This window comes from Paenibacillus sp. GP183 (genome assembly GCF_900104695.1).
In the GTDB taxonomy this organism is placed as follows: Bacteria; Bacillota; Bacilli; order Paenibacillales; family NBRC-103111; genus Paenibacillus_AI.
The window spans coordinates 424,839-436,985 of record NZ_FNSW01000001.1; the positions used below are offsets into that span (position 1 = coordinate 424,839).

Genomic DNA, 12,147 nt, shown 5'->3' on the forward strand with positions numbered 1-12,147 from the left:
TCCTTTATAATAGAAAGGTGGGAGGGATTATACCTATGCTGGAGCATGAAAAGTCGTTATGGGAGCAAGGGTTTTCGCTCATTGCCGGAATTGATGAAGTTGGCAGAGGATGCTTGTTCGGAGATGTTGTGGCTGCTGCTATTATTTTGCCTGCCAGCCTGGTTATAGAGGAAATCAACGATTCCAAGAAGCTTTCCGAGAAAAAAAGAGAAATGTTTTATGAGATCATCATGAGTGAAGCGATTGCAGTTGGCATCGGAATAGTCGATGTGGATACGATAGAAGCCATCAATATCAAGCAAGCCGCTCGTCTGGCAATGAAACAAGCCGTTGAAAAATTGGAGGTTGAGCCTCATTATTTGCTGGTTGATGCTGAGACGGTTGATTGTGTGTTCCCCCAGCTGGCCATTATTCATGGGGATGCACTCAGTCAGTCGATTGCCGCAGCGTCGATCATTGCGAAGGTGACGAGAGACCGGATGTGCGCAAAATGGGATCTTGATTATCCGGAGTATGGGATTGCTTCACATAAAGGATATGCGACGAAAGAACATAGAGACATGCTGATCCGTTTCGGACCTACAGCGCTGCATCGCAAATTGTTTATCCGCAAAGTCATGGCTGAAACCGAGCAGGTCCAGTTGGAGCTGGAGTTTGATTTTACTACATAAGAAGGTATAAAATTTCGGATCTCCGAAAATAGACTTTCTTATTGGCGAATAAATCTACCTTTAAAGAAAAGCTCCGCAGTAACCGATAGGATACATAAGAGGAACGGAAGCAGGAGGTGAACAGGTATGAATATAAGCGGATTGATCCGCAGTCTCGTTGGTGATTTGCAGGCAGCCGAACCAAAGGTGCTGGAACTAAAGGTAGGGCAGGTCGTGAAGGGTTTGGTTCTGCAATTGCTTAACGATCAAGAAGCTTTTATCAACATAAGCGGACTTGTCGTCCGAGCCAAACTGGAGACTCCGCTGAAACAGGGGGATGTGACGGTGCTGCAGGTGCAGCCGGAATCCAATAGCTCCCAGATCCTGCTCAAACCGCTGACTTCATCAGATGTGCAAATCGCGGATGAATCCATGAAGGATTTATTAAAATCGTTTACCCTTAAGGACGTCCCGGCCAACCGCCAGATGGTCCAGTTGATTCAGCAGGAAGGCGTTCCGCTGACGAAGGAAACCGTACAGACTTTTGCTGCGCTTCAGCAGGCAGCTCCTGAGGGCGTGAGCAAGGAGGAGTGGACGCAGGCGGCGGTTTTGGCTTTTAAGCGAGGACTGCCTCTGACGACGGATACGGTATCGGCGCTCCGGCAATCCACCTCCGGCCCGCCTGCGGGCACCGTGCTCGAGCGCCTCGAGCTGCAGGTCGCTTCGCTCCTGCAGGAGCAGCCCGATCACAGCGCCGCCGCCGCGCTGACGCAGCTCGCGGCTGCGCTAAAGAGCCTGCGGGCTTCCGCAGCTGCAGCCTGGACCGCGCCGCCGCCAGAGCCTTCGGCAGCGGCCTCCAGCGGCACCGCCGCGCCCGCTGCTGCTCCGCAGCTGGGCGGCGATGCCGCTAAGGCGTCCGCCCCCGGGGGGACGCCAGCAGCAGCTTCGCCCGGCGAAGCTGCGAGACCTGCTGCCTCCGCTGAGCAGGAGGCGAATGCCAGCGCCGGCGTGAAGGTGCCGGCGTCAGGCTCTCTGCCCGAGGCGGCTGTGCCGCGGGCTGTGGGGATGGCTCAGCCGCAGCGGGCTGAGCCAAGTAGCGCAGGCGAACCGCCGCCTCCGGCGTCGCAGGAGGCGGGTTCGGCTGCGGCGCGGCCGCATGCGCAAGCGGCGGCGGGGGCTGCCGCCGCTGCCGAGTCAGCGCCGCCGCCGGTGGCTCCGCCCGAGCCGAATTGGATCGGGCGGCTGCTCCAGAGTCTCGGCGTGGAGCATGAGCATCAGCTCGCGAAGATGCCTGAGCTTCTTCGAACGTCTACAGACATGCTCCCTTCCGCTGGAGATGCACAAAGCAGCGGCGTCTCCAAGCCGGACACCGACACGCTCAAAAGCATGCTGCTTCACCTGTCTACGGCAGATGATTTGCCAGCGCCGCTGAAGGAAACCGTGCAGCAAGCTCTGCAGCAAATTACAGGGCAGCAGCTTCTGCTGTCCTCTGACCGAAGCTCAATGTTTTCGAATATCACGATGTTCATTCCCTTTATGGATGGGAGCGGCCAGCAGTCGGCGTCCGTGCATATTCAATCTCGCAAAGGGCAGCGAGGGGAAGTCGATGCCAACAACTGCAGGCTCTTGTTCGATTTGCAAATGAAAACCATAGGGAACACACTCGTCGATGTACAGGTTGTAAACAAAATCGTCAGTCTTCAGGTTCATAATGATCTGCCCGCTCTGGCAGAACTAGTAGAAGGCTCACGGGAAGAGATCGCCGCATCCTTACTAAAAGCAGGCTATCAATTTTTCTCGTTAAAATGCTTGCACTATCCCCAATTCGTTACGGATAAAGAGGAGGGTTCAACCAAGAACGCTCTCATAGAGGGAACCAAAATGGATTTAAAGTCTCTGTATGAACCAAAGCCGTACAAGGGAGTGGACTATCGGGCATGAATGACAAACCAACTACCATGAAGAAGGCGGTGGCTTTGAAGTACGCACCGGATAAGTCCAGTGCTCCCGTTCTGGTCGCCAAAGGGAAAGGGCACATGGCGGAAACCATACTCCAAAAAGCCAAAGAAAACAGCATTCCCATCCAAGAGGATGCTTCTCTGGTGGAGGTCCTTTCCAAACTGGATTTAGACCAGGAAATCCCCGCAGAGTTATATCAACTCGTTGCCGAAGTGCTGAGCTTTATTTACAGATCCGATAGTCGGATACATCGAATGAATCAGAAGAGTTAAGAGGGTTACCCTGAAAGGAGTTATATGGAAAAACGGGCATTAGACTCGAGAAAGCGGATTGGAGCAGAGGGAGAGGAAGTCGCTGCGGCTTATCTTCACAATCTGGGCTACCGTATTCATCATAGAAATTGGCGCTGCAGCCGAGGAGAAATCGATATTATTGCCGAATTTGAAGGCAGATTGATCTTTATTGAAGTGAGAAGCCGCAGCATACACGGCAAATATGGTACCGCCAAAGAGTCTGTGGACGCACGTAAACAGCAGCAGGTTCGCGAGACAGCTCAGTTCTATTTGCACCGCTTCCACCAGCATGAACGAAATCTTCGCTTTGACGTGATCACAGTCGAATTCAATGGAGAAGGGCAAACGCCTCATCTTGAGCATACAAAGGGAGCGTTTTAGCAGGCTTTTAGCAACCTTTTAGCAACCTTTTTAATAGAGGCCGACTTTACCCTCACTCGCCTAACTCTTAATTTCCGAAACAACACTCTTGGCCATGTCTACGTGTTCATTTTATTATTGGCAGTTTCTTCCAATCTCTTTCTCCCTCTTTTTACACACTCTTTTTATCCAAATTCCGGTACTGGATGGCTTCGGCTACATGCTGCGGCTCAATGGCATCGCTATCCTCCAGATCTGCTATTGTGCGGGCCAATCTCAATATTCGATCATAGGCTCTTGCACTTAGCCCCAACTTTTCAAAGGATGAGCTGAGGATCGCTTCTCCCTCTTTGGTCAGCTTGCCTATTTGGTGAAGCAGCTTCCCGCCTAACTCTTTATTGCTATGAATCTCCAGCCCTCGATAACGAATCAATTGCCGCTCCCCCGCGCTCATCACCATGTGAAGCATTTCGGCAGAAGACAGCGACTGCCCTTGCTCTTTTAAATTCGCATAGCTGAGCCTTGGCACCTCTACATGCAGATCGATGCGGTCTAATAGCGGCCCAGACAGCCTTGAGCGATATTTTAAAATCTGCAATGGACTGCATCTGCAGGAATTCGCTTCTGTTTCAGCTCCATGGTATCCGCACGGACAGGGGTTCATTGCAGCTGCGAGCAGAAAGTCCGATGGAAAAGTGTAAACGGCTCTTGCACTTCCTATTGTGACCAGACGATCCTCAAGCGGCTGCCGCAGCACTTCAAGCACACCACGAGTAAATTCGGGGAACTCATCCAGAAAGAGTACACCTCGATGGGCCAAGCTGACCTCTCCAGGTTTAGGTATGGAGCCTCCGCCAACCAATCCGGCAGATGATACGGTAATATAAAGGGTGGAGAGGAAATTAACAAGATCAAACCTTCGTGAATATGCAAAACAACATGGGGGTCGAAGAACAGCAAGCCATCGAACTAGAAATGATTGAAAAATCCGAGGAAATTAAAGACGCAGGTCATGTGATAAATAAACAAAAGGGTTACTACATTCGGCAACCCTTTTATCTTCATACAATTTTGCTGGTGTTTAATCGGTCGTCGTTAATTCTTCTAAGCTGTTTACAGAAACCTTTTGTTGATTCTCTGGATTTTCAAGTTCATAGATACCAGCCGTTTCATTTCTTTCATCTACATTTTGAATATAGATTCGCTTGCCTTCATAGGTCACGTTAGCCATATCAGCAGAATTTGCAATTTCTTTTGCTCGTTGTGTATCCATAATACATGACCTCCATATCTTTAATGAATTTAATGTTTACAATAGATTTTTTAATTATTCAATTACATTACTCATAAGGTTATTACGCTGGCTAAATCAATTGACAACATCTGCACGTCACTGTTTATCAACACGACGAGTTTATGGTAGTCTTAATCGCAGTTGGTTCATAGCTTCCAAGTAGCTTTTTCACTACAGGTGATCAAAAAGGTAATTCCGTGCCAGCGGTAACCAATAATGTATATAATAACAAACCTTAACGCTTGCGCTAGAATGGTGCAGGCATTTTTTTATTTAAAACGATTAGGAAATGATACCCTTTGACCAGAGTATGTACCGCGAGGTGGTGGATCTGCCCGAAATTATATCAAAACCTTAATTTCAAAGGATGTTAGGTCTATTTACATTGAATTAGGCGTATTTTTCATGGAATGGTAAATTATATACTAGCTCGAAATTGCAGGAATTAGGCAGTTATTCGTCGAATTTATTTGTATTATTTAAATTTTCGGCGTGCAATCGTGGGATTTAAAGGAGCAAAAGACATTGGCAACAGACCTATTAAGTAAAAAACTGCATAAATGGAAAACCAACTTAATCGATTTATCCAAAAGAAATCGCTTATTGAACTTTAAAGATAATACGTCATCTGTTATCCAGTTTAATCCAGATATTGATCAAGTTTTTGGGTTGCTCGCAAATGATAAAGCGATTAAAGTAAACAGCATCGCCGATATCGAAAAATTTATTATCAAAGAAAAACGCGCAAGAAAGAAGAAACTCGGGTTAGAACAAGACAGTGATGATGCTTTCGAAGATGTTGAATCATCTGCGTATGAAAGGTTAGAAAATGCGCTATCGGCAATTCGCTTAAAGGCAAAGTCATCGCTGGATGAAAAAGGGGTTAATACCCTTTTTATCACGTTTGGTTTACTCACCTGGAAAGAATCAAAAGACAGCAACATTGAAATGAAATCTCCATTGCTATTGCTGCCAGTAACTCTGAAAAGGGAAAGCTCGGACAAGCCTTATTATTTAGAAAAATACGATGATGACTTAACGCTAAACCCAACTTTAATACAAAAATTAAAACTTGATTTCGGATTGCAAATTCCTTCCTTCGAGTCTGAAGAAGAACTTGATATTACAAAATTCATCAAGGATTTTTCAAATTACATTAAGGATTTTAAAGAATGGTCGGTTTCCCAAGATTCTTATCTGGGGCTCTTTTCGTTTAGCAAGCTTGTGATGTATAAAGATTTTGAACAATTTAGCGAGCAAATAAAACAGCATAGCTTGGTTCAGCAACTTGCTGGTCTTTCAAATGAGCATACACAAAGTATTGAAACAGACACAATTTCCATTCGTGAGCATGACAGGACTTCGAAATCCGTATCCTCCTTTCAGGTTTTGGATGCCGACTCCAGCCAGCAAGAAGCCATACTTGCAGCAAACAAAGGACAAAGTTTTATTATCAGTGGTCCTCCAGGAACAGGTAAGAGCCAAACCATCTCTAATATTATTGCCGATAGCCTAGCAAAGGGCAAAAGGGTATTGTTCGTTAGCGAAAAGAAAGCTGCCTTAGAAGTAGTCAAAAGGCGACTCGATAGCCAGAACCTGGGCGATTTTGTTCTTGAGCTCCATAGCAACAACGCAAATAAAAAATACGTCCTGGATGAATTATACCGGACCTTAAAACTACAGGTATCCCCAAATCCAGCAAGCCTTCCATTTGAACCCTTTGATAAAATAAAAATGCTTTTAAATAATTATGTTGACGCTGTTCATACTGCAGTTGAACCTCTCGGTTTTACCGCGCAGCGAGTGCACGGTGAATTAGCAAAGCTCGATAAGATTGATGAGCTCACTTTTTCCATTGAGGATATCAAATCCTTAGACAAAGAAAGATTGGATCTTATTTTTGATCTGCTTCAGCGTCTTGGTCAATATGATCATATCCTCAAAAATAGCGATAATCATATTTGGAAAGGGACATCCGTTGATCGGTTCACTTTTGAGCTTCAAAGCGACATTGCATCTAAGTTCAAACGTTTGGCTGAAAATTTAACCGGTGTGAATAAAATCTTAGGATCAGTTGTGGATTTAATCGGAACAGACTGGTCACTTACACCTGATAACATTCAAAAAAATCAGGAGCTCAGCAGCTTATTTTCGCATGTACCAAAAGTACCTATCAGTTGGCTAAAAAATGATGACGCGTTAAGTGAGAATTCAAAGCTATATGAGAAGGCAAGTGAAAAATTCGAAAACTACCACAATGAAAAAATAAGCCTAACAAAAAAGTATGCAGAAGAGGTTACACAGCTTGATCTGGAGCAACAAAAGTCCGCTCTAGAATCCGCTGTTTCTCAGTTGCAACTTATCTTGCAAAATCCTCTCGAATACATCGATAGTTTAATTACTTCAAACAGATTATTTTATGAAGCCATTAAACAGGCACAGCATTCGATACAAACCTTGGAAAGTATAAGATCATACACAACAGAAATGTTCGATATTGAATTTGAACAGATCACGTTAAATGAAGTGAAAAAGATTCAATTTATACTTGAAAAAGTTACGGCTAACCTAACCCCAACCGAAAATTGGTTTGACGAAGAGTCAACTGAAACACTTCATCAAATCCTAAAAGAAGGCAAGACACAGGTTGAAGAATACGTTGCTGACAAAGCGAAGTTCTCGCAAAAATACGATCTTGAATTGCTGCAGCGAGATGAATTAAAGGGAATGCTTGACCGGTTTATGAAACAGTATACAAGCATTTTCCATATTTTCAACAAATCGTATCGGCAAGACCAAAAGGTATTTAAGTTTTATCTAAAGTCAGGTAAAAAGCTTAAATTCGATGAAATGCTTCAAGATGTTAAACTTGCCGCAAGGCTAAATGAAAAACAAACTTGGATCAAGCAGGAAGATGAGAATTTAAAACGATGGCTTGGCAAGCTGTATAAAGGGGAAGAAACGGACTGGGAGCTGCTACAAAGTCAGATCCATCAAGTGGACGAGCTCTGTGCCTTTATTAAAAGCAATAACCTTGCCAAAGAGAAACTCATCGGGCTTTTATTGCATCCGAATGCAAGTGACATTGAAAAGACTTCAAAATATCTGCAGGAGCTTATCGCCGCACAAGAACAATATCAAGCAAGTAAGCCAGAACTAGAGAAAGCCATTAAGACAGACGTTATTGATTTAAATAATGCCTTCGTCATCACGTTGCTTAATGATATTTTGAAAAAAATTATCGTCAATTCCGACCCAATATTAAACACGAGCAATACTTTGCGAAATTTTGCCGTGAGCCCTGTTTTCACCGGTTACAAGGAGCTTAAAGAAGATATTTTTGAAATTTTAAATTTCATGGGTATCAGGCGTGACATAGAAAATGAAATGGCTCATTTTTCGCAGGCGTTTGGTGCTTTGTTTAATGGCTATGAAACAAATTGGACGGATGTGTTAGCAGCGCTTGAATGGACCAAAAAACTTACAGATATATTAGGTAAACACTTTCCGGAGCCGATCGTTCTGATGGTGGTGGATGAAGATAGCCAGGTGCGTGGTCAACATCGCGAAATTACAACAGGTCTGAATCAAAGCTGGCAACATTCTTATACGCTTCTACAGTTTTTCTATTCTGTTTTTCCGATTGATGGGACCATTTTTGAAAACAAGACATTTCGTCAGACAGATCTAAGCAATAGCATTGAAAAATTAAATGTTTGGGCTGAAGAATCTTATAGGCTTGAGGAATGGACGGCACTCAAGCGCATTTTAATCGATGCAAAATCATTTGGGATTGAGGAGTTTGTCGAACAAATCAAAGAGTTGAAAGATAGCCAAAAATTCAGCATCACCGAGTTGTTCTTAAAACGCTTTTATAAACTGTGGCTGGACTTCGCTTATGAAGCGCTGCCCAACCTCGCTAATTTTAATATCGATCAACATAAACGTTTGATTTCCGAATTTAAGCGTCTGGATCAATCACAGCTCACGGCAAATGGAGCAAGAGTTCACGGCATTTTAAACAATAAAAAGTCAACGATTATAAACTCAATCGCCAAAGGCTCACAATTGACGACTTTAAATAAAGAGCTGGCAAAAAAACGCCATAAAGCTATTCGAAAGCTCTTTAGCGAAATTCCGGATCTGCTTTTAGCGTTAAAGCCTTGTATTATGATGAGTCCTATGTCGGTAAGCCAATTCATCGATCCTACTATTTTAGGATTTGATTTGGTCATTTTTGATGAGGCTTCGCAGCTGTGCTCTGAAGACGCGATTGGATCCATTTTCAGAGGTAAACAAATCATTATCGCCGGCGATAAGAAGCAACTGCCGCCAACCAAGTTTTTTGGCACATCCATTGAAGAAGACGAAGAGTTTATGGATGAAGAGGACGAATCAAATGATTCGTATGAAAGCGTGCTTGATGAAGCATCCATTTTCATGAAGGAAAGACCTCTTTTGTGGCATTACCGGAGCAAAAATGAATCCTTAATCGCATTTTCAAATCGGGAAATTTATGAAGATGAACTGTATACTTTCCCAAGCTCGACAAGCGGAAGTAACGAAGGAGTATCCCTCGTCTATGTACCAGAAGGCATTTACGAGCGCAGCACCAGCCGCAGAAACCTTATCGAAGCTAAAGTTGTCGCAAGTCTTGTGTTCGATCATATTCGCCGGTCGCCGCGGCGAAGCTTAGGAGTTATCGCTTTTAGCGAGGCACAGCAGCAAGCAATTTATGATCAAGTGCAAGCACTGCGAAAAGCTAGTCCTCAGTTTGAAGAGTTTTTTGGCGAAGACAAAAGCGAGCCGTTTTTTGTCAAAAACCTTGAAAATGTACAAGGTGATGAACGGGACACGATTTTCTTTAGTGTCGGATACGGCAAAGACAGCACTGGGGTATTGCATTATAACTTTGGTCCGCTAAATAAACCCGGTGGGGAGCGCCGTTTAAATGTCGCCGTCACGAGAGCGAAGTATGAAATTAAATTGGTTTCCAGTATCCTGCATTCGGATCTTGATGACAGTAAACTAAATAAACGTGGACCACAGCTATTGAAATCCTATCTGTACTACGCCAAAACCGGAGGCGAATTTACCGCAAATACGGGTATACAAAATAATGGTGAATTTGATTCACCACTTGAGCAGGATGTATACGAAGCTCTCACTTCCAGAGGAGTAATCTTGCGAAAACAGGTCGGATGTTCTTCATATCGAATTGATCTTGCAGTCGTTGACCCCAATAATCCTGGTAGTTATCTTCTCGGGATTGAATGCGATGGCGCAGCTTACCACTCATCCAAAACTGCGCGTGACCGAGATCGATTAAGACAGGAAGTCCTAGAATCACTCGGTTGGAAAATCCATAGAATCTGGTCTCAGGACTGGTTCCGAAGAAAACGTGAAGAAATCGATAAGATATTATCCACTTTGTTAGTCCATACAAATTGAATTTGGATTTTGATGGTATTGGTAAGTTTGATGTATATGTCAGTCACTAAAGAAGTGTATGGAAGGGTAGAAGCAAAGTGAGATTTGGTTATCGCAAACCATCTTTTAAGAAACGAATTGCTGCCCGAACGTCTTGGAAACGGGCATTACGTGCAAAGTATCGCGCACCCAAAGGATATGGCTGGCTTACCAATCCGAAGAAAGCCAATCGGGTTTATTACCGGACGACAAAGAAAGCCTGCTACGTTGCCACGGCGGTTTACGGCGATGTGGATGCCTGGCAAGTGGTGAAGTTGCGCGAATATCGGGACAATGTGTTGCGAAAAACAAGGGGGGGACGAGCCTTTATATACACGTATTATCTCGTATCGCCCCATCTGGTTACCTTGTTCAAACGCATCAAACCGCTAAATATGGCAACTCGAAAAGTTTTGGATAAATTGATTGGGCGACTGTAAAAAGAAGAGCATCCTTGTGTGACCTAGCTTGTTAGTGAGCATGTATTGAAACGGCGAATCTACGAAGATTTTAGTGTTTTACGGAATGGTCAATACTAACGGAGAACGATAGTGGGGGAGATTGCTACGTGGCATCTCCTCTTTTTGTTTTATTGAAGTAATGGGCACTATAAAGTAATAAATGGCATTTTGTGATCATTAGAAAGGATGTACAAAATGGTGGGTTCGAATAAAGTAGGTTTACTTATTGGAACTGGGATGATGTTGTTCAGTGGTATCATTCTTTACGGTGTATATCTAACATACAAGCAACTCAATGATAAAAATAAAGGAGGATGGTTTCTTTGGTCGTTGTTTTTTGAAATGGTATTGGATGCATTATTTTCGTTTTCTGTAGGCATCCTCGGATTGATTGGAGTTTTTTTGTTAGGTTTTCTTATCGTTGTCTCAATTACCCTTGAGTTCTTTAGGGTCATACCCTTCCGTTAAAATTTTACGGTTTGCTAGGAAACTCATTGTACTTAATGAAGAAATAACTATATTTTGAATCCGAAAGAGTGGGTTGCTTAATGGTAAGAAATAATGTTATGGGGTTATTATACTATCTCATAATCAATATTATTGTTTTTTCAATAACAACATTTATTGTTGACTACCTTTATAAAATGAAACTTACTTATCTTGAATTAATTATTGAACCACCTGTTTTTTTGATTGCTATTTGTATGTTCATTGTTACTGGAAGATTTTTATTAAAAAATCAAGGTTCAAATTCGAAAAATATATTTTCTGTATGCTTAATTACAATTATAGGCATTATTATTGCGATTCAAGATTTTATCTTTTCGGTTAGAATAAACCCATTCGGTTTATATTGGGCATACACCTATCCTATAAATTCTCTTCTTGTTGATAAAATAGGTGTTTATTGGTATGGTATGGAACGCTTCCTTTTGAATTGTTTATTTACGTTTATCCCTTCTGTTTTTATGTGGTTAGGGATTCAATGGAGAGACAATAAAATTATGCGGACACTTAGCATTGGCATCATTTTGATTTCATGTTCAGCAATTCTTGCTGGGGTAGTAAGGATTTTTCATTTTTGGAATACCTTTGATTGGTATTGGTGCATATTAGAGCTTGTATTATTTGGTATTACAATTATGTCTTTATCCTTATTATTACTCGGATTTGTTTTAATTTTTTTAAGAAAATAAGCACTAAAATATTTTGGTCGTCCAAGGGCGATTTGTATTTCAGCGTCACACGGCATCTCGGACTGTCTGCTTACGCAGAGCACAAGTATAGTCCGTTGTTCAGAACGTCGTAGAACGGCTTAGGAAGCCACAGAGCCCACTCCCAGTGCGTCCCCCTGCGTTACATGTCTCGTTGTAATTGGATAACTTCTGCCGCAAACGTTGCAGCAAGCGTCTTCCCGTTTCATTGTGAGTAAATCGTTGGCTGTACGTTATCCATCGTGACCCTTACGTGATCGTAAGTGATTTAGGGCAGCGGGACGTACAACACAGCCATTTCGCATATAATAGCCGTTTGGCTAAGTTGTAACACAGTCATTTCGCTGTTAACTTAACAAGCATCATTTTATTTGATGGTGCTTTTCATATGTCCATCACAGGGTAAAGGAACTAATTAACCACTTCTTGATGGAAGTGGTCTTCTTT

10 protein-coding genes are annotated in these 12,147 nt (G+C 43.2%); 8 read left to right on the forward strand and 2 right to left on the reverse strand.

The annotated features are described in order from the left end of the window. Window positions 1–35 precede the first annotated feature (35 nt). From BLV33_RS02110 to BLV33_RS02125, 4 genes are all read left to right on the forward strand, one after another. Window positions 36–671 (forward strand): ribonuclease HII, encoded by a 636-nt coding sequence (locus BLV33_RS02110; RefSeq protein WP_090787776.1) that lies wholly within the window; start codon window positions 36–38, stop codon window positions 669–671. A 126-nt stretch (window positions 672–797) separates the two neighbouring features. Next, window positions 798–2,591: a hypothetical protein gene (locus BLV33_RS02115; RefSeq protein WP_090787779.1), complete on the forward strand. Its 1,794-nt coding sequence runs from the start codon at window positions 798–800 to the stop codon at window positions 2,589–2,591. Next, window positions 2,588–2,881 (forward strand): EscU/YscU/HrcU family type III secretion system export apparatus switch protein, encoded by a 294-nt coding sequence (locus BLV33_RS02120; RefSeq protein WP_090787782.1) that lies wholly within the window; start codon window positions 2,588–2,590, stop codon window positions 2,879–2,881. The genes BLV33_RS02115 and BLV33_RS02120 overlap by 4 nt, the downstream gene beginning before the upstream one ends. A gap of 24 nt (window positions 2,882–2,905) precedes the next feature. After that, window positions 2,906–3,283: a YraN family protein gene (locus tag BLV33_RS02125; RefSeq protein WP_090787785.1), complete on the forward strand. Its 378-nt coding sequence runs from the start codon at window positions 2,906–2,908 to the stop codon at window positions 3,281–3,283. Window positions 3,284–3,434: 151 nt separating this feature from the next. On the opposite strand, the gene BLV33_RS02130 is transcribed toward BLV33_RS02125, so the two are convergent. Then, window positions 3,435–4,250, reverse strand: a complete 816-nt coding sequence (locus BLV33_RS02130) for an ATP-binding protein (protein ID WP_090787787.1) — start codon at window positions 4,248–4,250, stop codon at window positions 3,435–3,437. A 93-nt stretch (window positions 4,251–4,343) separates the two neighbouring features. Then, window positions 4,344–4,535 carry a small acid-soluble spore protein H gene (locus BLV33_RS02135; protein WP_090787791.1) on the reverse strand — a complete coding sequence of 64 codons (192 nt, stop codon included), beginning with the start codon at window positions 4,533–4,535 and terminating at the stop codon, window positions 4,344–4,346. A gap of 546 nt (window positions 4,536–5,081) precedes the next feature. On the opposite strand from BLV33_RS02135, the gene BLV33_RS02140 reads away from it, so the two are divergent. The 4 genes from BLV33_RS02140 (at window position 5,082) to BLV33_RS02155 (ending at window position 11,682) form a co-directional block, all read left to right on the forward strand. After that, a complete protein-coding gene (locus BLV33_RS02140; RefSeq protein ID WP_139305667.1) occupies window positions 5,082–10,007 on the forward strand; it encodes a DUF4011 domain-containing protein in 4,926 nt (1,641 codons plus the stop codon). 77 nt (window positions 10,008–10,084) lie between these two features. Next, window positions 10,085–10,465 carry a CFI-box-CTERM domain-containing protein gene (locus tag BLV33_RS30565; protein WP_090787797.1) on the forward strand — a complete coding sequence of 127 codons (381 nt, stop codon included), beginning with the start codon at window positions 10,085–10,087 and terminating at the stop codon, window positions 10,463–10,465. Between the two features lie 216 nt (window positions 10,466–10,681). Then, entirely contained in the window at window positions 10,682–10,954 is a 273-nt protein-coding gene (locus tag BLV33_RS02150; protein WP_090787800.1) for a hypothetical protein, read from the forward strand. A gap of 80 nt (window positions 10,955–11,034) precedes the next feature. Beyond that, complete coding sequence (locus BLV33_RS02155; protein ID WP_090787803.1) at window positions 11,035–11,682, forward strand: hypothetical protein; 648 nt, start codon at window positions 11,035–11,037, stop codon at window positions 11,680–11,682. The last annotated feature ends 465 nt before the right edge of the window (window positions 11,683–12,147 follow it).

Coding starts and splice junctions, on each gene's coding strand:
- BLV33_RS02110 (WP_090787776.1), top strand. CDS start 36: ATGCTGGAGCATGAAAAGTCGTTATGGGAGCAAGGGTTTTCGCTCATT.
- BLV33_RS02115 (WP_090787779.1), top strand. CDS start 798: ATGAATATAAGCGGATTGATCCGCAGTCTCGTTGGTGATTTGCAGGCA.
- BLV33_RS02120 (WP_090787782.1), top strand. CDS start 2,588: ATGAATGACAAACCAACTACCATGAAGAAGGCGGTGGCTTTGAAGTAC.
- BLV33_RS02125 (WP_090787785.1), top strand. CDS start 2,906: ATGGAAAAACGGGCATTAGACTCGAGAAAGCGGATTGGAGCAGAGGGA.
- BLV33_RS02135 (WP_090787791.1), bottom strand. CDS start 4,535: ATGGATACACAACGAGCAAAAGAAATTGCAAATTCTGCTGATATGGCT.
- BLV33_RS02150 (WP_090787800.1), top strand. CDS start 10,682: ATGGTGGGTTCGAATAAAGTAGGTTTACTTATTGGAACTGGGATGATG.
- BLV33_RS02155 (WP_090787803.1), top strand. CDS start 11,035: ATGGTAAGAAATAATGTTATGGGGTTATTATACTATCTCATAATCAAT.